Source organism: Hungatella sp. L36 (assembly GCF_014288035.1).
On sequence record NZ_JACOPC010000003.1, the window covers coordinates 603,559 to 624,839 of the forward strand.

At 49.6% G+C, this 21,281-nt stretch carries 16 protein-coding genes and 1 pseudogene; all 17 read left to right on the plus strand.

Going from position 1 to position 21,281, the window contains the following annotated elements; all coding sequences use genetic code 11:
• Window positions 1–51: 51 nt before the first annotated feature.
• Window positions 52–2,391, plus strand: coding sequence for a RelA/SpoT family protein (locus tag H8S80_RS11605; RefSeq protein ID WP_110324579.1), 2,340 nt, complete (start codon window positions 52–54; stop codon window positions 2,389–2,391).
• A gap of 399 nt (window positions 2,392–2,790) precedes the next feature.
• A complete protein-coding gene (locus tag H8S80_RS11610; RefSeq protein WP_117633347.1) occupies window positions 2,791–3,435 on the plus strand; it encodes an MBL fold metallo-hydrolase in 645 nt (214 codons plus the stop codon).
• A gap of 13 nt (window positions 3,436–3,448) precedes the next feature.
• A complete protein-coding gene (gene hemZ / locus H8S80_RS11615; protein WP_117633346.1) occupies window positions 3,449–4,918 on the plus strand; it encodes a coproporphyrinogen dehydrogenase HemZ in 1,470 nt (489 codons plus the stop codon).
• 188 nt (window positions 4,919–5,106) lie between these two features.
• Window positions 5,107–6,846 carry a cache domain-containing sensor histidine kinase gene (locus H8S80_RS11620; RefSeq protein ID WP_117633345.1) on the plus strand — a complete coding sequence of 580 codons (1,740 nt, stop codon included), beginning with the start codon at window positions 5,107–5,109 and terminating at the stop codon, window positions 6,844–6,846.
• Window positions 6,847–6,858: 12 nt separating this feature from the next.
• Window positions 6,859–8,388 carry a response regulator transcription factor gene (locus tag H8S80_RS11625; RefSeq protein WP_002602163.1) on the plus strand — a complete coding sequence of 510 codons (1,530 nt, stop codon included), beginning with the start codon at window positions 6,859–6,861 and terminating at the stop codon, window positions 8,386–8,388.
• A gap of 143 nt (window positions 8,389–8,531) precedes the next feature.
• A complete protein-coding gene (locus tag H8S80_RS11630; RefSeq protein WP_181988045.1) occupies window positions 8,532–9,830 on the plus strand; it encodes an ABC transporter substrate-binding protein in 1,299 nt (432 codons plus the stop codon).
• Between the two features lie 96 nt (window positions 9,831–9,926).
• Window positions 9,927–10,808: a carbohydrate ABC transporter permease gene (locus tag H8S80_RS11635; protein WP_117633342.1), complete on the plus strand. Its 882-nt coding sequence runs from the start codon at window positions 9,927–9,929 to the stop codon at window positions 10,806–10,808.
• Window positions 10,809–11,642, plus strand: a complete 834-nt coding sequence (locus H8S80_RS11640) for a carbohydrate ABC transporter permease (RefSeq protein WP_117633341.1) — start codon at window positions 10,809–10,811, stop codon at window positions 11,640–11,642.
• 71 nt (window positions 11,643–11,713) lie between these two features.
• The gene (locus tag H8S80_RS11645) at window positions 11,714–12,655 is read left to right on the plus strand and encodes a glycoside hydrolase family protein (protein ID WP_117633340.1); all 942 of its coding nucleotides are present in this window, start codon (window positions 11,714–11,716) and stop codon (window positions 12,653–12,655) included.
• A 210-nt stretch (window positions 12,656–12,865) separates the two neighbouring features.
• On the plus strand, window positions 12,866–14,143 hold the full coding sequence (locus H8S80_RS11650; RefSeq protein ID WP_002602168.1) for a PTS sugar transporter subunit IIC: 1,278 nt from the start codon (window positions 12,866–12,868) through the stop codon (window positions 14,141–14,143).
• A gap of 49 nt (window positions 14,144–14,192) precedes the next feature.
• Window positions 14,193–14,243: pseudogene (locus H8S80_RS34220) on the plus strand (hypothetical protein); the annotation flags it as partial.
• Window positions 14,244–14,436: 193 nt separating this feature from the next.
• Window positions 14,437–16,170, plus strand: coding sequence for a BglG family transcription antiterminator (locus H8S80_RS11655; protein WP_243010394.1), 1,734 nt, complete (start codon window positions 14,437–14,439; stop codon window positions 16,168–16,170).
• A gap of 53 nt (window positions 16,171–16,223) precedes the next feature.
• On the plus strand, window positions 16,224–17,561 hold the full coding sequence (locus H8S80_RS11660; protein WP_002602170.1) for a 6-phospho-alpha-glucosidase: 1,338 nt from the start codon (window positions 16,224–16,226) through the stop codon (window positions 17,559–17,561).
• A gap of 51 nt (window positions 17,562–17,612) precedes the next feature.
• Window positions 17,613–17,912: a PTS sugar transporter subunit IIB gene (locus H8S80_RS11665; RefSeq protein ID WP_002602171.1), complete on the plus strand. Its 300-nt coding sequence runs from the start codon at window positions 17,613–17,615 to the stop codon at window positions 17,910–17,912.
• Window positions 17,913–17,926: 14 nt separating this feature from the next.
• Window positions 17,927–18,250 carry a PTS sugar transporter subunit IIA gene (locus H8S80_RS11670; protein WP_002602172.1) on the plus strand — a complete coding sequence of 108 codons (324 nt, stop codon included), beginning with the start codon at window positions 17,927–17,929 and terminating at the stop codon, window positions 18,248–18,250.
• Complete coding sequence (locus tag H8S80_RS11675) at window positions 18,247–18,858, plus strand: hypothetical protein (protein WP_029467659.1); 612 nt, start codon at window positions 18,247–18,249, stop codon at window positions 18,856–18,858. The genes H8S80_RS11670 and H8S80_RS11675 overlap by 4 nt, the downstream gene beginning before the upstream one ends.
• A gap of 212 nt (window positions 18,859–19,070) precedes the next feature.
• Entirely contained in the window at window positions 19,071–21,170 is a 2,100-nt protein-coding gene (locus tag H8S80_RS11680) for an N-acetylmuramoyl-L-alanine amidase family protein (RefSeq protein ID WP_243008013.1), read from the plus strand.
• The last annotated feature ends 111 nt before the right edge of the window (window positions 21,171–21,281 follow it).

The following is a 21,281-nucleotide window of genomic DNA, read 5'->3' on the forward strand; positions in this document are numbered from 1 at the left end:
AATGTTAACTATGTTTATAATAACCGATAAGTTGCGAAAAGGTGACAGTATATGGCAGATGAATCAACCATGGAAAAACTGAATAAGACTCCATTGGGAGTTGGAAGGGTTGACGGTGCGGTGGAGATCAAGTCGCCTAATGATGAGGAACTGGAAGCTCCGGCTGATTTTACCAGTCCGGAGGTGCTGTATCAGGAATTGATCGCCAGTATCCGCAGATACCATCCTTCCGATGATATCAGCATGATCGAAAAGGCTTACCATGTTGCTGATGATTTTCATAAGGAGCAGAAGAGGAAGTCGGGTGAACCGTATATCATTCACCCTCTTTGTGTTGCCATTATTCTGGCCGATTTAGAGATGGATAAGGAGACGATCGCGGCAGGAATCCTTCACGATGTGGTGGAAGATACTGTTATGACGCTCGATGAACTGGGAAAAGAGTTTGGGGAAGAGGTGGCGCTTCTTGTCGACGGCGTTACGAAACTGACTCAGCTGTCCTGGTCCATGGATAAGATGGAGCTGCAGGCCGAGAATCTGAGGAAGATGTTCCTGGCCATGGCGAAGGATATCCGTGTCATCATCATCAAGCTGGCGGACCGGCTCCATAACATGAGAACGCTCCAGTACATGAAACCGGAGAAACAAAAGGAAAAAGCCCGCGAGACCATGGAGATCTATGCCCCCATTGCTCACCGCCTGGGTATTTCCAAAATTAAGATAGAGCTGGACGATCTGTCCTTAAAATATTTGCAGCCGGATGTGTATTACGATCTGGCAGAGAAGATTTCCTTAAAGAAAGACGCCAGAGAGTCGTTTGTAAAGAGCATCGTGGATGAAGTGCAGGAACACTTAAACGAGGCGGTCATCGTAGCCAAGGTGGACGGAAGAGTGAAGCATTTCTTCAGTATCTACAAGAAGATGGTGAACCAGAACAAGACTCTCGACCAGATTTACGACCTGTTTGCTGTGAGAATCATCGTGGACAGTGTCAAGGACTGCTATGCGGCGCTTGGCGTCATCCATGAACTGTATAAGCCGATTCCGGGCAGGTTCAAGGACTATATCGCCATGCCGAAGCCCAATATGTACCAGTCACTCCATACGACACTGATCGGGAGCAACGGACAGCCGTTCGAGATTCAGATCCGTACGTACGAGATGCACCGGACCGCGGAATACGGTATCGCCGCCCACTGGAAGTATAAGGAGAGCGGAAGCGGACAGGTGGCGGCAGGCAAGGAAGAGGAGAAGTTAAGCTGGCTGCGCCAGATCCTGGAATGGCAGAAAGACATGTCAGACAACAAGGAATTCTTGAACATGGTCAAGGGCGATCTGGACCTGTTTTCCGACAGTGTCTACTGTTTCACCCCATCCGGCGATGTCAAGAATCTTCCAAGCGGCTCCACACCCATTGACTTTGCGTATTCCATCCACAGTGCGGTTGGCAACAAGATGGTCGGCGCGCGGGTGAACGGCAAGCTGGTCAATATCGATTATGTGATCCAGAACGGCGACCAGGTGGAGGTCATCACCTCCCAGAACTGCAAGGGGCCGAGCCGCGACTGGCTGAATATCGTAAAGAGCACACAGGCCAAGAATAAGATCAACCAGTGGTTCAAGACAGAGCTTAAGGAGGACAATATTCTCCGGGGCAAAGAGATGGTGGACCGCTACTGCAAGGCGAAGGGTATCGTCTATTCCGATATTAACAAGCCGGAGTATCAGGATAAGGTCATGAAGCGCTATGCGTTCCGTGACTGGGAGTCCGTGCTGGCGTCGATCGGACACGGCGGACTGAAAGAGGGCCAGGTCATCAACAAAATGGTGGATGAGCGGGCCAAGAAGATGAAGAAGGAAGTCACCGATACTACGATTTTAAATGATATCGAGGACATGAGCAATAAACTGCCTGTCAACAAACACAGCAAGAGCGGCATCGTGGTCAAGGGAATCCATGATCTGGCGGTCCGTTTTTCCAAATGCTGCAGCCCTGTACCGGGCGACGAGATCGTAGGCTTCGTCACACGCGGCCGTGGAATTTCCATCCACAGGACCGACTGCGTAAATGTCATCAACCTTCCGGAAGATGAGAGAAGCCGTCTGATCGATGCGGAGTGGCAGACACCGGAGGGCGATGATACGAAGGAACGCTACTCGACGGAGATCAAGATCTATGCAAACAACCGGATTGGTATGTTCGTAGATATTTCCAAGGTCTTCACGGAGCGCCAGATCGATATCACCTCCATGAATTCCAGAACGAACAAACAGGGAAAGGCTACCATCACGATGACTTTCGATATTCACGGCGTGGAGGAGCTGAACCGGCTGACCGATAAACTGAGACAAATTGAAGGCGTAATTGATATAGAGAGGACTGCGGGATAACGCAGTTCTCTTGTTTCATAGGAACGTGTGTGTGGTTACCGTTCCCAGCCCCCGCCGGCCCCTGCTTCCCGGTCCGTCCCGGCTGGCTCATACGGCCTTTCCAGTTCCGGTTTCGGGGATAAGCACTTCTAAACGTGCAGAATTTTTCTAAAAGCCAGGGAAAATACCCAAACTCGCTGCGCTCAGACAGGTGGGTATTTCCCCTGAACGAAAAATCCTGCGCGTTAAGAATTGCTAATCCCCTGCAAAGTCACAGGAAAGGCCGTATGAGCCAGCCGGGACAGACCGGGAAGCAGGGGCCGGCGGAGGCTGGGAACGGTAACTCTGTGAGTCTGCAGGCCAGATTTTGCCATGCAGTACTGCTCACGTAAAAGGAAAAGGAAGAGAGAGGATGAGCGTATGAGTAATTTCAGAATCAGAACGTGTACCGTTGGAATGGTTGGAACCAACTGCTACCTGGTTTACCGGGATGATTTGAAGAAGGCGGTTATCGTGGACCCGGGAGACAACGGAGCCTTTATTTTGAATAAATGCAGGGAGTATGGAATCATTCCAGAGGCGATTGTGCTGACCCACGGCCATTTCGATCACATTTTAGCGGTGGAGGATATCCGCCGTGCATTTCCGGAGATTACCGTCTATGCGGCGGAAAAGGAAGCGAAGCTTCTGGGAGATCCCAGGCTTAATATGACAGGCTCCTACGGAACCGGCTTTTCGCTGAGCCCGGACCGTCTGGTTAAGGACGGAGATGTCCTGGAGCTTGCCGGTTTTAAATGGAAGGTTATAGAGACTCCCGGCCACACCGCGGGCTCTATGTGCCTGTGGATAGAAGAGGAGGACGTTCTGATATCCGGAGATACCTTATTTGCGGAATCCCTGGGACGGACCGATTTCCCGACAGGAAGCTCTGCGGATATCATTCGCTCCATCAAAGAACGGCTGTTTGTTCTTCCGGAGGACACGATGGTTTATCCGGGACACGGGGAGCCGACCACCATCAGACACGAGAAGGCCCATAATCCGGTCGCATTTTACAACAGATAGGAACGAAAATACCATGATAGGAATTATATTAGACGACAACGCATTTGAGCAGGATATCCGGGAACTGCTCATGGCATTTTACCCGGGAGAAACGTATATTCATGAAGAAGTGGACGGGGAAGAGATGCCCCGTCTGTCTGTGTATGGGAAGACGGGAGAGAACCGCTATTTCCTGACAGTCAGAGAGTATGTGGAAGACGGGGAAATCCTGGAGAGCGAAGCGGCGGTGGAGGCGGACTATTCCAACCGATTTGAGACAAAGAACCGGATTAAGCGCATGCTGTACGGCATGCTCTCAGAAAAGACGAAGAAAGAGCTGCCCTGGGGGACGCTTACGGGAATCCGTCCGACGAAGATTGCCATGACGAAGCTGACAGAGGGAAAAGGGGAGGACGAGATCCGCTCCTATATGAAGGAGACTTACTTAACCAGTGACGCGAAGATCGACTTAAGCATCGAGATCGCTGAGCGTGAGCGGGAACTTCTCTCCGCCATCGATTATGAGAACGGCTACAGCCTGTATGTGGGAATCCCGTTCTGCCCGACTACGTGTCTCTACTGTTCCTTTACCTCCTTCCCTATCAAGAGCTGGGAGAAGCGGATGGAGGAATATCTGGCCGCGCTTTTTAAGGAGATGGACTACGCAGCCCGGACCATGGCCGGCCGTACTCTGGATACGGTATACTTTGGCGGAGGAACTCCTACCTCGCTGTCTGCGGAACATCTGGAGATGGTCATGAGGAAGCTGAAAGCCACATTCGACTTTTCCTCAGTCAAGGAATTTACCGTAGAGGCAGGGCGCCCGGACAGTATCACGGAGGAAAAATTAAAGGTTCTGCTGGATTACGGAGTCACCCGTATTTCCATCAATCCTCAGACCATGAAACAGGCGACGCTGGACTTGATCGGCCGCCGCCACACCGTGGACATGGTAAAAGAGAAGTACCGGCTTGCGCGGGAGATGGGATTTGACAATATCAACATGGATTTGATTATTGGGCTTCCAGAGGAAGATTTGGAAGATGTCCGCCACACCATGGAGGAGATCAGGGCACTTGATCCGGACAGCATCACCGTTCACTCTCTGGCGATCAAGCGTGCGGCCCGGCTTAACATGTTTAAGGAGAAATATGGGGATTTAAAGATAACAAACACCCAGGATATGATCGATTTAACCGCTTCCTGTGCCCGTGAAATGGGGCAGGAACCGTATTATTTATACCGTCAGAAAAACATGGCCGGCAATTTTGAAAACGTAGGCTATTCCAGACCGGGAAAAGCGTGTATCTATAATATTCTGATTATGGAAGAAAAACAGACGATAGTGGCCTGCGGGGCAGGGACTACCACAAAGGTGGTATATCCGGCGGAGAACCGGCTGGAGCGGGTGGAGAACGTGAAGGATGTGGAGCAGTATATTTCCAGAATTGATGAGATGCTGGAGCGGAAGGAAAAACTGTTACAGTTCATAGCCCCGTTGTAAAGCGCGGTTCTATGAACTGTAACACGCTTCGCGAGGCACAGAAACGGCAAAAAACGCCGTTTCGCGCTGCTTTCCTCGGGTTTTCTGTGACTTCCGCTCCGCTCCACTCACAAAAAATACCTCGCGGGATAATGGCAGTGAACAGTAGCGAAAAACTGCTTAACAGAAATTAATACAGGGGGAAGAGATTGAAAAAGCAGCGGTCAATTGTAACCCAGACAGTTATGAGAGTTTCCGGTGTGTTTATTACGGCGATTATTCTGTTGACCATTGTATTTACCATCTTTATTGGCAGATACATGAGGGACAACATCCTTCGGAGTAAGGAGGAGCAGCTGGTCACTGTGGCAGATACGCTGGACAGCAGGCTGAATAGTCTGGAGGAGCCCTTTGTTACGCTGGCGGGCTACACACCTGCGGTCAGACTGCTGCGGGGCCATTATAAGCTGTACTCCGCCGAGTGGATGCAGGCCATACGCAGTGTTGACACATTTCTGACCAATATAAATCTATTCAGTGATTACATAACCGATGTACTATTCATACAGCCGGACTCCACCGTTGTGTACAGCATGAACGATATACTGCGCAGCGGCTATGATTATGTAAATGCAGACTGGTTTCAGGAGGCCTTTGCGAATAAAACATTTGTAAGATATGCGTCGCCCCATGGAAGAGAGCACATGTACGAAAATAAAGGGCCATACAGGACCGTTACGGCTTTTTTTCCGGTTTATCAGTCGGATCTTCTGATCGGCTATATTTTGATGGAATGCGATCTGTCGAAGCTGACGGATTTCTTTTCCGCACAGCAGATGTCGGATTCAGGGTTCCTCATTCTGGATGAAGATAACCGCATGATTCTGGACTATAAAAATGACCGGTCCTGGTCAGATCAGGTGGAGGAAGAATTTTTAGACAGCCTGAAGGAAGGGGACTGCGGAGCAACGCAGAACGATCAGTCGGTCTACATTGCGAAAAAGCTGTCAAACAGATGGACGATGGTATCGGAGAACAGTCTGGGAATCATCATCCAGCCGATCGTGCAGCTGCTTACCGTCGCTGCGCTTCTCATGGCGGTGGTTCTGATCTTTCTGGTTCTGATCTCTGCCTATAACAGCCATTTGATCAAACGGCCTTTCAATGCCCTGATTCAGAGAATTATTTCCTACGACGGAAGCCGTTCCACGGATATCAGCGGCTTTGAACATGCGCCGCAGGAGCTGGCTGTCATACGTTCCCGCTTCGAGGAGATGGCAGACCATATGAATGATCTGATTAATGACGTCTATGTGGCGAAGCTGAAACAGAAAGAGGCGGAACTGGAGGCGCTGACGAATCAGATCAATCCGCATTTCCTTTACAACGTGTTTCAGCTGATCCAGGCAAAGGCTGTTCTGTCTGACAACCTGGAGATTGAAGAAATGATTCAGGCGCTCAGCCGGATGATGCGCTACACGATGGAGCGGAAGCGGGAGAGCGTCTCTCTGAAAGAGGAACTGGAGTATACCGATGACTATCTGATGTTTTATAAGAAGAGGTTTACCCAAATGTTCACTTATGAAATCAGCTGTGATCCGGAACTCTACGGCTGCCGGACCTGCAAGTTTGTGCTGCAGCCGGTCGTGGAAAACTGCTTTAAGCACGCGCTTAAGAACCGGACTGGCGGTGTCATTGCCATTCGTGTGTGGAAAGAAGAGAAAGACATCCTGATACTGGTAAGAGATAATGGATGTGGGATGGGTAAAGAGGCTCTGGAGGCTCTGCGGTGCAGGCTGAATGGCCAGGCGGAAGCTGGAGGAATCGGGATAATCAATACGAATTCCAGGCTGCGTCTGACCTACGGGGAAGAGTATGGCATCACCATTGACAGCAGAGAATCAGAGTATATGGAGGTTACCCTGCGTATCCCGTACGAGACCATATAATTGGGGGAAATTATGTATAAGGTTTGTTTTGTGGATGACGAGACCATTAATTACCAGCTCTTTGAAAAAATGGTTCCCTGGGAAGAAAAGGGATTTCAAATTGTGGGAACAGCGGCTGACGGCCTGGAAGCTCTTCAAATGTACGAACGCCTCCAGCCGGATCTGATCTTTATGGACATCCAGCTGCCGCTTCTGGACGGCCTTGAGTGCGTCCGGTGCATTAGAGAAGAAAATCAGGATGTCCAGATCGTAATTGTCAGTGCATACAGTGATTTTTCTTATGCACAGAAGGCCATCCGCTATGGCGTACAGGATTTCCTCCTAAAACCGGTGAGCCGCATGATGCTGAACCAGCAGGTGGATAAAATCAAAAAAACACTGGATTCCAGATACCGGCAGGAGAAAAACCGGGATCTGTATTCCAATCCGTATACAGACGAATTGAATCAGATATTCGCCTGTATTTCCCAGAATGCGGACGGAAAAATGCCGCCGTATAAGTACCTTTCAGAAATGAAGGCCCTGTACCGCCTGATTCTGCGTCCGCTTGCCGGTGACGAGGCGCCGGCGGCGAGGATGAAAGAACTTACAGCAGGGCTGGCGTCACGGCCGGTTGTCTCTGAGGGGCTGGATCTGATCTTCATTCTGTCGGGGACCTCCCTTTACCTCGGTTACGGCGATGCAGTTCCCGATGAGTCTGCAGCACAGGCCATAATAGAGTTTTTTCGGGAAAATGATTACGCCGCAGAGCTTTACTTATGGAAAAGCGGGGAGAGTACATGGCCGCTCTGCGATTTCCTTTCGCGGTCCTATTCACAGGAAAATTACGGTTTCTATGAGAAATACGGCAGCGTATACAAGCTGGAGGATTATCCGTTTCAGGATACGGAGCTGAAGGCGCCGCTGGACGGATTGATCGTGGCGGCGCTGGCAGAGAATACACCGGAGAGTCTGATAAGTCTAATAGACGGGCAGTTTAAAAAGGCCAGTCTGGAGCAGATCTCGCCCCGCCTTTTGAAAAATTTTGCGCTGGATGTTCTGGTAAAAATAAAGTTCTGTTTAAAAAAGTTTGCCCCTGAGGAGTCCTTTCACCTGATGAGAAACCTTCGCATGGAGAAAATCTACGATACGGTCAGCTGCGATGTGCTGAAGCGCTTCTTATGCCGCAGGATAGAAGAGGCCTTCGATGAGCTTGACCATACGATGCGAAAGGCGGGAAAAGGAGAACACGCCGTATTCCGGGCAAATTCCTTTGCGGAGCTTAAGTTCTCGGATCCCGGCTTTTCTGTCCAGATGGCGGCGGACTTTATCGGAATCAGCAAAAACTATTTTACCAGTCTGTACAAAGAAAAAGCAGGGATTGGGTACTGGGATTACGTTACACAGCTGCGGATGCAGAAGGCAAAAGAGCTTCTCACAACGACGGACGATACCATCGGGACTGTTGCAAGGCAGATCGGTTATGAAAGTGAGTACCATTTTTCACGAAAGTTCAAAGAGTATACGGGACAGTCTCCCAACCGGTACCGCAGGCATTCGTAGTTTTGAGCAACAGAAGCGTAGTATTTAGCAGGATTAACGGCAGACTCCCTTGATAAGAAGCAAAAATCCCCGAGTTTTAAACATTTAGAAATGGATCCCGGACGGATATAATGGACTTATCAAAGAAAGGGAGGGTTCCTGAGATGAAAAAAGGAGCAGCATTATTAGCAGGCGTATTAGCAGCGGCGGCGGTTCTGTCCGGCTGCGGCGGCCAGGGGAACAACGGATCGACTACTTCGGCGGACAGTGCCGCAGCGGAGAGTACAACGGAGGGAAAAGCGAAAGCTTCAGGGGAAAAGGTAACGATCAGTCTTTTATCGTGGAATACAGATGAGATTCTGGGAGAGTTTATTGCGGGCTTTGAACAGGAAAATCCCAATATCAAAATAGACCTTCAATACGTTCCGCCGGTACAGCAGTATGTGGATAAATTCAGTGTATTAGCTGCCTCCGGGCAGATGACCGATATGTTCTATATCGCGGCAGAGAATAAGCAGGAGGTTATCAGCAAGGGCGTAGCGGAAGATATCAGCGATATGGAGATCTTCTCCAGAATCGACCCTGCAACCTCGGCGACCTACGGAAAAGATGGGAAGATATACGGGTATTCTCCGGATGCCTGGATCGGCGGAATCTTTTATAACAAAGATCTGTTTGAACAGGCCGGTATTGAGAAGGAGCCTGAGACATGGCAGGACTTCGTGGACTGTGCGGCAAAGCTGAAGGCGATTGGCGTGGAGCCCTATCTGGATGATGCCGATAATGTCCATAACCTGGCGCAGGATCTGTATCAGTGCAGCGTCATCAGCCAGGAACCGGATGCGGACGTTCAGATCAACGAAGGAAAGGCAACGTTCCAGGAGAAATATACGGAGCCGCTGAAGCTCTGGTACGACGATATGATAGCCAGCGGACTCTACAGCCAGATGGCGCTTGGACTTAACAGCGATCAGGTGATCGACATGTTTGCCAACGGTGAGGTTGCCATGATGCACGGCGGTCCATGGAATATTGCCACGATTGAACAGAAGAATCCTGAGATGAACTACGACATATTCGGACTTTCCGACAACAGCGGAAACCGTGTCCTGCCGGGCGCAGTGAATGTAGGACTGTCTGTCAGCACCACTTCCGAGCATAAGGATGCCTGCCGTGCATTCATCGAGTACATGGCAAGGGATGAAAATATTGTGAAATGGCAGAAGGTTACAAATAATGCGATCATCGTGGAAGGAATCGACTATACCATGGGAACTGTCTTTGAGAAATTCAAAGAGGATGCGGTTTCCGGCAGCTTCTATCTGCCGCAGATTGTATGGAATAATTCCTCCGGTATCTACAAGGAGTTCTTATCCGGTATCCAGGATACGATTACAGGAGCCGATACGATCGAGAATATACCTGTGAGGCTTGATGAAAAACAGGCAGAATTAAGTCAATAGCTTTCATCACATAAGAGCTATAAAAGGGTGCTGCAAAAGGAACATACCCTTTTGCGGCACCCTTTTTCTACCCATTTTCAGGAAAGGATAATTGAAATGAAGGTTAAACTGAGAAAAGAACTGCCCTATCTGCTGTTTATTCTGCCCGCGTTTATTGTATATACGATACTTACGGTAATACCGCTGGTCCAGACCCTGGGACTGTCTTTTACCAACTGGGACGGATATTCCATGAGTCACTTAAGCTTTACGGGACTTAAAAATTTCAGGCTGGTGTTTGCGGACCGGTCTATGAAGACTGCTCTGCTGAACACGTGCTTTTACAGCATTGTGTTCCCGCTGGTGACAACTGTTTTCGCCATTCCGCTGTCTCTGGTGTTAAATTCCGGTATGAAAACGAAGAATCTCCAGAGAGCCGTATTCTTTTTCCCATCTGTTCCCAGTGCGATTATTCTGGGCTATTTATGGGCATATATCCTGTCGCCTACAGGCAACGGACTCCTCAATAAGCTGCTTGGACTGTTTGGGATCCATCCGGTCATGTGGCTGGCGGTTCCGAAATGGGCCATGTTTTCCGTACTTCTTGTCAACCTATGGAGCGTCGTGGGATGGCACGCCTGTATCTATCTGGCGCAGCTTCAGAGCATTCCAACGGAGTATTATGAGGCCGCCAATGTGGATGGGGCGACTGCGTGGCAGAAATTCCGGTATATCACATTTCCCATGCTGGCTTCCGCCATGACGGTCAGCGTCATGCTTCTGCTCTTAAATTCCATGAAGCTTTATGATCTGCCGTTTGCACTGACCAGCGAAGGTCCCGGCACATCGACAACGCTGGTTTCGCAGATTATCATTAAAACGGGCTTTGTCGAAAAGTCTTACGGCAAAGCGACGGCCATGTCGGCGATTTTCTTTGTATTTATCGCAGTGATCAGTGTGATTCAGTTAAAGCTTATGAAGAAACGGGAGGTGGAATAAATGACAGTAAAGAAGCGAGGCGTAAAGAGCATTCTGGGTGAAGCGGCGATGCTGGGCGTCTGTATTATTTTCTTCATACCATTTTATTATCTTCTCGTCAATACGTTTAAACCAGCCAGGGAAGCAACCGTATCCCCGCTTTCTCTCCCTGTAAAAAGCTTTACTCTCGATTTGTACAGACAGGCGCTTAATACAATCAATTTCTGGAGCAGCTTCCGCAATTCGATTCTGATTACCGTGGTATCGGTAGTCATTATCATATCCATCGGCTCCATGGCTTCCTATGCCATAAGCAGGAGAAAAAATAAGCTGACCCAATTCCTTTTCTTCTATTTTCTGATTGGCTTCATGGTTCCGGTCCAGACGACGCTGATTCCGCTGTTTAACCTGATGTCCTTCTTAAAACTGCAGAATTCCGTAGCCGGCATGATTGTGCTGTATTCCAGCTGGTGTAATTTCGCCATGTTCATGTATCAGGGATTTTTAGGAGGAGTGCCAAAGGACCTGGAGGAAGCTGCGCTGATCGACGGAGCCAATCTCTGGAAACTGTTCTGGTGGATCGTATTTCCCCTGTTAAAGCCGGTTACTACGACGATTGTGATCTTTGATGTTATGTGGATATGGAATGATTTCATGCTTCCCTATCTCTTTATCAGTTCTTCGGATAAGTTTACGTTGATTATGGAGGTATACAAGGGGGTCGGACAGTTCGCCAACAACTGGACCGTGATGCTCTGCACCATGGTGATTGTGCTGATTCCAATTACGATTTTCTATGTGGCGATGCAGAAGCATATTATTGCCGGCATTACAAGTGGAGCAGTCAAAGGTTAAATGCAGCAGGGAACCAGGGGGATAAGTCAGTCTGGTGCACTGTCAGCGAAAATAAAGGAGGTAGATTTATAATGAAAAATACAGTAGTGCCCGGGGCGCCTCTGTTTCGCGATCCGATTTACGACGGCGCCGCGGATCCGGTAATTATCTGGAATAAACAGGAACAGAGCTGGTGGATATTTTATACAAACAGAAGGGCGGCAGCCGTCAATCATGGGTTTTCCTATGTACACGGAACCGACATTGGGATTGCCAGCTCCGATGACTGCGGGAAGACCTGGATTTACCGGGGAACCGCCCGGGGCCTGGAATACGAGAAAGGCAGAAATACATACTGGGCGCCGGAGATTATGGAATATGAGGGCGTTTACCACATGTATGTGTCATACGTCAGAGGGATTCCCGCCACGTGGGACTGTAAAAGAACGATTTTACACTATACCAGCGGGAATCTGTGGGACTGGACGCTTCAGGGGCCCCTTGCTCTATCTTCAGACCGGGTGATAGATGCCTGCGTAGTGCGCTGTCCGGATAGCACCTGGAAAATGTGGTATAAAGATGAGGTTCATGACAGTCATACCTATACGGCGTACAGCGAAGATCTTTACCACTGGACTGCGGGCGGGGCGGAAATTACGGACTGCCCTCATGAAGGCCCAAATGTCTTCTTCTTTCAACATCATTACTGGATGATTACCGATCCATGGGAGGGACTGGGGGTTTACAGAAGTGATGATCTGGAGCATTGGGACCGCTGCCCCAATATTCTGGCACAGCCGGGCAGCAGGTCTGACGACGGGACGATAGCGGCCCATGCCGATGTTCTGGTCCATAAGGACAGGGCATATATATTCTATTTTACCCACCCGGAGGTGAGCAGGGAGGAACGCAGTAATCCGGATTTTGTCTGGGAATACAGGCACAGGAGAACTTCCCTGCAGGTGGCGGAGCTGAAGGTGGAGGGGGAACAACTGGTATGTGACAGAGATCATGTGGAAATGGATTTAGGATAAAAGCAGATGAATGCCTGAGGAGCGCGGCTCTTTGGGCATTCTTTTTTTGACTGCCGGCTTTCATAAGGCCCTGAAATTATATCCCGGGATCGTGACATGGTTTCCTAACACTTAGGAAAAAGAACGTTTGCGGTGAAAAATAAAATCAGGTACACTCTAGTTACAATATTAAGGCCTTAAGAACAAATGATTAAAGGGGGAACTTTCTTTATGAATGAGAAAACCACAGGTTTTCAGGACAAGCTTATGAAGTACATGATGCCCGTTGCCAACTGGGTTGAGAAAAACAACTGGCTCCAGGCTATCAAAGACGGCATGATTGCAGATATTCCGGTCATCATTATCGGCTCTATCTTTCTTCTGCCGATCGCGCTGAACAACTTAATCGCTTCAGGACCTATCCACGATTTTATCTCCGCCCACATGGGTGTGCTGACGTATGCGGCCGGTTTTACCAATGACCTGCTGTCGATCTTCGCGGCATTCTTCATCGCTGTGGCACTGGCAAAAAGGTACGGAATCCACAATACGCAGACGGGTGTGACGGCTATCATCGTTCATCTGATTCTGTCCGCAGTTTCCATTGACGGTGGAATCAGCACCGAGTTCCTGGGTGCGTCGGGTCTCTTTACCAGTATTGTTTCCGGTATTTTGAGTGTGGAAATCACACGGTTCCTGATCAAGAGGAATGCGATTATCAAGCTGCCATCCTCCGTACCTCCGATGGTAGGAGAGAGCTTCGCCTCCCTGATCCCTCTGGTAGTCAACGTTATTGTGGCGGTTGCCATCGCCAACATCTCGATTGCGGTTTCCGGACTGGTATTCCCGGCGGCCATTATGAAGCTGCTGGCACCTGCGATCAGCACTATGGACACGCTTCCGGCCCTGCTGATTGTAATCTTCCTGACACAGTTTTTATGGTTCTTTGGTCTTCACGGACCTTCCATCACCTCCGCGGTGTGGGCTGCATTTGCAATTGCTTATCAGGCTGAGAATATGGCCAATTACGCATCGGGTGCTCCGGTTACCCATATTTTCACCTATGGACTCTACTACAATTTCCTTCAGGTAGCAGGTTCCGGATTGACATTAGGCCTCGTCCTGTTTATGATGAAATCAAAGGCGAAGTCGTTTAAATCCATCGGTGTGGCATCACTCGTTCCATCTATTTTTGGCATCAATGAGCCGGTTATCTTCGGACTTCCGATTCTTTTAAATCCGTATATGTTCATTCCGTTCGTATTCGGACCACTGCTCATTACCGTTCTTACATACTTCAGCATGAAGATGGGGCTGGTCGGCTATCCGGTGGCAGCACCTCCAGGATTCTTACCTCCGGGCGTAGGCGCGTTCTTAACCACGTATGACTGGAGAAGCGTTGTACTCGTATTTGTATCACTGATTCTCATGGCACTGATTTATTATCCATTCTTCAAGATGATGGAAAAAGACGAATTGAAGAGAGAAGCCCAGAGCGAAGCGGAGTAGACAGAACATGACAGTTACGAAAAGGCAGATAGAAATCATAGAGTATATCATGAATAACGTGTCAGGCATCACAGGTGATAAACTGGCAAAATATTTTGGAGTGTCTTCCCGCACGATCAGGAACGATATTCTGCAGATAAACTCGGCTTTAAGCGGTGATCAATTACTCTGCCAAACGGAGGGAAGGAGGATTTCCCCCTCCATAAAAGCCTCGAAAAGAATCGGTTATTATATCACGCAGGAGGATATGGAAGATTTTCGGGCTGTTTTAAGCGGAGGCAGTGACAGAAATCATGTCATTGCCCCCCCACAACCGCGGCTACGCGATTCTGGGCCACGCCCTGGAAGAGGGGAGCTGCAACTTATACGATCTGGAAGAGGAACTGTTCTTATCCCAGACGGCGCTTCGGGAGGAAGTACTGAAGCTTCGCAGGATGCTGGAGGATAAAATGGACTTATGCATCCTCGTTCTGGAAGGGAACCAGGCCCGGGTCGTGGACAATGAAGAAAAGATCAGACTTGCCATTTTTAACCTGATCAAATATGAAGTACAGACTCATACGGATTGGGGCAGTGATTACCTGGAACTCCTGTTTCGCGGCCAGTTTGACCGGGGAGAGTATGAGTCGTTCGTAAAAGCGGTCAAAGATTATTTCGGCGGCCATGAGATTCTGGTGTCTGATGCCAGTCTCTACATGGTGGTGGGCGCCATTTACACCACAGTCATGAGGAAACGCCAGGGCCATGAGCTCTTTGGAGTGAAGGCGGACGAATTCCCGGTGGAGGTCCTGACCAATCTTTTGTATCATTTGAAGGCACAGAAACTGGATCTGACAGAGAGCGACGAAGCGCTCCTTAAAATATTTCTGTACTCCATAAGGCTCGTTCAGAGTCAGGAGGACACGAGGGCCAGTGCGCTGAGCGGTATCATTTTAAATGAGTTCTGTCAGGAAGTGCTGGCCAAATACAGCTTTGACTTACACCAGTCCGACGAGCTGTTCAACAATATGGCGCTTCATCTGGAGTATTTAATCCGCAGGATCGATACCGGATACCGGATCGACAATCCGATTCTGCAGGATATCAAAACCCAGTATCCATATGCCTACGAAATTGCGATTCTGCTCGTCCCGATCATGTTCAAATATAAGAGCATTCCGATCCGGGATGAAGAGATCGCCTATATGGCCCTTTATGTGGCCTATTTTCTGGAAAAGGTGAACCGGCGGTTAAAAACCGTGGTGATCAGTGCTCCGCGGCAGAGCGTCAATGCGGTTATCTGCAACTGGCTCAACGATCATTTCCAGAATCAGATTGAACTTGTAAAGGTCCTCCCCAAGCACCAGCTGGAGTATCTTGCACCGTATGGCGATGAGGGGGCTGTCACTGCTCCGCCGGTGGATTTGATCATTTCTACCGAAGGGCAGAGAGTAAAAACGGACATACCCGTGTTCCGGATCAAAGGAATTCCGAACCAGCAGGACTTTTCCGCGCTGAACGGGTTTATCAGACGCATGCGGGTGAGCAGACGTTTTACCACGATCGTCAACAAGTATTTTAACACACAGTGCATCAAGATCTTCGCAAAGGATGCCGGATCCGCGGATTGGAACGGAAAGGCGCCGTTTGAAATTGTCATTGAGATGCTTTCCAGGAAGTTTAAGGAGCAGGATAAAATCGAGACGGTGGAAGAGTATGTGGATGACGTCCTGTCCAGAGAAGTCAACTACCCCACAGTCATCGGGGAGTCCGTGATGATCCCCCACCCGCTCATGACCTTTGCGAAGGAGACCGCGGTGGCGGCAGCCATCTTAAAGCCGCCGGTCACGATCTGCAAAAAAGCAGTGAAGGTCATCTTCCTCCTGGCGATTGAGGGAAGACCCAACGACGATGTGAGTATACTGTTCGAATTTTTCAAACAGGTAGCCATGAATGAAAACCTGGTGCACACCCTGTATGAGGCAAAAGATGAAACAGATTTCCTGAACCGTTTAATAAGCATATCGACTTCCATCGAGCTCTTTTAAAAGGCAGGATAAGAGAAACGAAATTATATCTAGTAGAAGGAGAATCATAGAATATGAGTAAGAAAAAATTTTCCGTAGTAATAGCAGGCGGCGGCAGCACCTATACACCTGAGATTATTCTGATGTTGCTGGACAACATGGACAGGCTTCCGCTCCGCGCCATCAAGCTGTATGACAATGATGAGGAGCGCCAGGGCAGACTGGCTAAGGCCTGCGAGATTATCGTCAGGGAAAAGGATCCTTCCATCGAGTTTGTGGCTACCACAGATCCGGAGACGGCTTATACAGACGTTGACTTCTGTCTGGCCCATATCCGCGTAGGACAGCTTCCGATGAGAGAAAAGGACGAGAAGATCCCGTTAAAATACGGCGTAGTCGGCCAGGAAACCTGCGGCCCAGGCGGAATCGCTTACGGCATGCGCTCCATTCCGGGCGTTCTGGAAAACATCGAGTACATGGAGAAATACTCTCCGAACTGCTGGATGCTGAACTACTCCAACCCGGCGGCCATCGTGGCGGAGGCGTGCAGACGCTTTAAGCCGGATGCGAGAGTCATCAACATCTGCGATATGCCGATCGGTATGGAAAACAACATTGCGAAGATCCTGGGCTTTAACGACCGCAAGGAAATGACCGTGCGCTACTTCGGTCTCAATCACTTCGGCTGGTGGACCTCCATCAAGGACGACGACGGCAACGAATACATTGATAAACTCCTTGCGCATCAGTTGGAATACGGCAATACGCTTCCTGACGAAGGAAATAACGGAGACTATACGGACAACTCCTGGTATGAGACGGCAAAGAAGGTAAAAGATTTAACCGCTATTGATCCTACCATGGCTCCCAACTCCTATTTCCAGTACTACTTATTCGGCGACGACATGGTAGCCCACACAAATCCTGAGTATACGAGAGCAAATCAGGTTATGGATGGCAGAGAGAAACGCGTCTTCGGCGAATGCGCAAGGATCGCAGAAGCCGGAACCGCTGAGGGAACCTCCCTGGAGATCGGTATTCACGCTTCTTTCATTGTGGATTTAGCGACAGCACTGGCCTTCAATACGCATGAGAGAATGCTGCTCATCGTAAGAAATAACGGCGCCATCGAGAATTTCGACAAGGATGCCATGGTGGAGATTCCGTGTATCGTTGGAAAAGACGGTTACGAGCCGATCACCATCGGAACGATCCCGACATTCCAGAAGGGACTGATGGAACAGCAGGTCGCAGTGGAGAAACTGACGGTTGACGCTTACGAGCAGGGAAGCTATCATAAGCTGTGGCAGGCACTGACCTTATCGAAGACCGTACCGAGCGCCAATGTAGCCAAGAAGATTCTCGACGATTATATCGAGGTGAACAAGGAGTACTGGCCGGAATTAAAGTAATATCCTGTCAGGATGATACGCTCGGGAGCACATAGTATAGAAGGAGGCAATATGAAAATATTAATTTGCTGTAATGCCGGAATGAGCAGTTCCATCATCATGAAAAAGATGAAGGACGCGGCTGAGAAGCGGAATATGGAGCTTACCTGTGAGGCGGTGCCAAATGCGGGAATCAGTGATGAAATTGGTAAGTGGGACGTGTGTCTCGTCGGACCACAGCTGGTTTACGCGGTAAACAACATAAAGAGTATCTTAAACATACCGGTTGCAAGCATTGAACCAAGGGTTTATGCACTGGCCGATGGCGACAAAGCCCTGGATTTTGCAATTGAACTGGCAAAAAAATCATGAGAAAGGCTTAAAATATGGCTGATGTTACGAAATTATCGGAATGTGCAATGCAGATCGTGACCTATGCCGGCTGTGCCAAGTCCTGTTATATGCAGGCGCTGCAGGAGGCGAAAAAAGGAAACTGGGAGCTTGTGGAGCCGAGAATCAAGGAAGGCGAGCAGTTCTACCGCCAGGCTCACGAGCAGCACGGCGAGATTCTGTTAAAAGAGGTCAACACCCTGGAGCCGCAGATCACCCTGTTAATGTCTCACGCAGAGGATCAGATCATGTCGGCGGAGCTGGTGCGCGTTTTGGTAGAAGAATTGATAGAAATCTATACGAATCAGAAGGGAGCATGATGATGGCAAATTACACGATATGGGCAAATGCCACGACAAAGAATGGTTTTGCAGCAGATGAGATCATCTCCTGTCTGCAGAAGTCAATCCGCCGCGGAATGGTGGAGGAAGCGTGTCAGTACGCGTATGAGCTGTACACCTCCGGCCCGGCCTTACTGGAAAAGGTATGGCACCGTCTGCTGTCAATCTCTGTGGAGGACATCGGATTCGGCGATCTGGACGCGGCAGGAAAGATCAATACCTTAGATGAAATGAGAAAGAAGTTCGCATATGACGACGGAGACCAGCCCATGTTCTTTATCCATGCGATCAGAATTCTCTGCGCATGCACGAAGGACCGCTCCAGTGATTATTTAAAGAATATCATCATTAAAGAGGCGGCCATGGGCAAAGTACCGGAGATCCTGGATGTGGCGCTGGACAAGCACACAAGGCGCGGCCAGGAGATGGGACGCGGTTCAATCCATTTCTTTGAGGAAGGTGCAAAGGTGATTCCACAGCTTGACGTGGATAACGGATATAAGGAGCGTTACAGAAAGATCCTGGAGAATTACGACCCGTCGAAGGCGGTGCCGGGAGCATTTGTTTACAGTTCGGGGAGAGATTGATAAGATAGATTGCGGGCTGTGTCTGATTGGCGTAAAGCTGCAGACATGGCCCTGTTTTCATCCGCTGACGGATCCGGTTAAGGAACAGCGCGGAGCTTTACTGATAAAAATAGGTTAGTATCAACTAACTGCATCCGTTGACAGCCAGAAAGGCAGAATGATATACTGTTTCATGCGGTTAGTCATAACTAATCACAGAGACAGGAGGAAGTATGATGCTAAAAAAGAAACTGGTTCGAAAAACAGCAATATCTGTGCTGGCAGCGGTCTGCATGATATCACAGACCGGGGCGGCCTGGGCGGCGGGACCCGGGGAGATAAAAAAGGGCACATGGCAGTATGAGAGCGGGGGCTGGAAATATTATGAGTCGTCGGGGAATGCCGTGTCCGGCTGGATTGAGACGGAATCGGGATGGTACTATATCAATCCGTCAGACGGGAAGATGAGCACCGGATGGCAGCAGATTGACGGAAAAAACTACTATTTTAATCAGGAAAAGGACGGGACAGCCGGACAGATGCGTACCGGGTGGTTTCAGGACGAGAACCGGAACTGGTTTTTCATGAATACGGTTCACGATGGGAGCTTCGGCAGCGCGGTAACCGGCTGGCAGTGGATCGACGGACACTGTTACTATTTTGAGGAAGCAGACGGCGGCAGTGCGGGAAGAATGTATGCGGGTGAGGCAACACCCGACGGTTTCCTGACCAATGCCGACGGCCGATGGACCGAAAAAGACGGCACCGTCCATTATGAGCCCGGCCGGGGGATTCCCTCGACGGAGCAGAAGGCAGCGGACGCGAGGACTGCGGGGGGGAGTGGCGGTAGTAGCGGTGGAAGTGGAAGTGAAAGTAGTGGCGGAAGCGGAAGTGGCAGTGGGAACAGTGGCGGAAGCGGAAGTGGCAGTGGGAACAGTGGCGGAAGCGACAGTGGAAACAGCGGCGGAAGCGATAGTGGAAACAGCGGCGGAAGCGATAGTGGAAACACCGGCGGTTCCGATTCCGGTTCGGGTTCCGGCAGCGGCGACGAGGGGCAGACAACACCGGAAGCCGCTCTGGTAAACAGTCAGAAGACGAAGCTTCTGGATCTGGGCTGGATACAGTACGTTGTGGTTACCTTTGAAAACGGAACCCTTGACGACTATACGGTTTCTGTTGATGGAACGGATATTACGGCGTCACTGACCAGAGTGGACGACGATGGAACTGTTGTTAAATGGGAAAGCACCGTAGTAAATCCGGAGATGGTTACGGTGGCAAGAAAGAGCGACCATAAGGAGCAGCAGGTAAGAATCGGAAATAAAGCAGCGACAGCGGCCCCTGAAGCCGGCAGTACAGATTCCGCCCCTGCAGCGATTCTTGCCAATGGTCCGGTTTCCGGTTTTGACTATTATCTCGACGTGTATGATGCCAATGGTAACGTCCGCACAGAACCAAAGCGTACCACCTTTGACCTGACAGGAAAGCGGGACGAAAAACCAGCTGAGATACCGGCAGAATATTACGTCCCGGACACACTGATTGATAACGAGTCAGGCGATGGAGAGATCACCGTGAAGCTGTCCTTAAAGACAGAGGCGCAGGCGGCCTGGTTTAATGGCCTCGGAACGGTCCGGGCGCTTGATACGGAAAACAGCGTACTGAACGACAATCTGTCCTATATAAAACAGACAGAATCAGGTACATACGGCAAGACAGGAATAATCCGGATCCAGCTGCCGCAGTCGAATTTATTTTCGAGAGGACGCGTCCAGATTCATCTGTCTTCCAATTACAGCAGCGCTGCCATGACGGTACCGGCGCATCTTGTAGATAACAGACTTTTTACCATGCAGTTAAATACTCTGAATACGAGTCCGAAGCCGGGTGAGTGCTTTGCGTTTGTGATCAAAGGACCGGAGGGCGAGACATTCGGCACAGAGATTCTTTCCCCCATATACCGAGTGGAATTAACGACTCCGTCCGGAGAAGTAAAGACTCTGAAGGAAATCTCGGAATGGTATGAAATTGGTGATATGCTTCATATATGCGGCACTAACACCGAGGACGAAAAGGTCACAAAAGAAAGCGGAATTTATAAAGTAAAGGTTTACGCAAATGGCTATCAGACCATGACAAAGTCTGTGGAAATACGTGACGGAGAATCAAGATCAGGCTTTAATACGCTTGCATCGGTGAGAAGCTATGGAATTGATGCGATTTCCAGCGCTTCCCTTGGAGGCGGTTCCGGTTCTTCAGGAGACTCCGGTTCGTCTGGAAGCATCAATATCAATGCATTTCTGATCTTCGATCAGGATCTTCTCGCTTTCTAGGAAACTTCGCAAATCGGCCAAGATAGTGTATAATGGACTTGAAATAAAAAATCACATAACAAAAGAGCGAATGTAGTGATTCGCCACGACGTTGATTATGTAGTTTTTTGT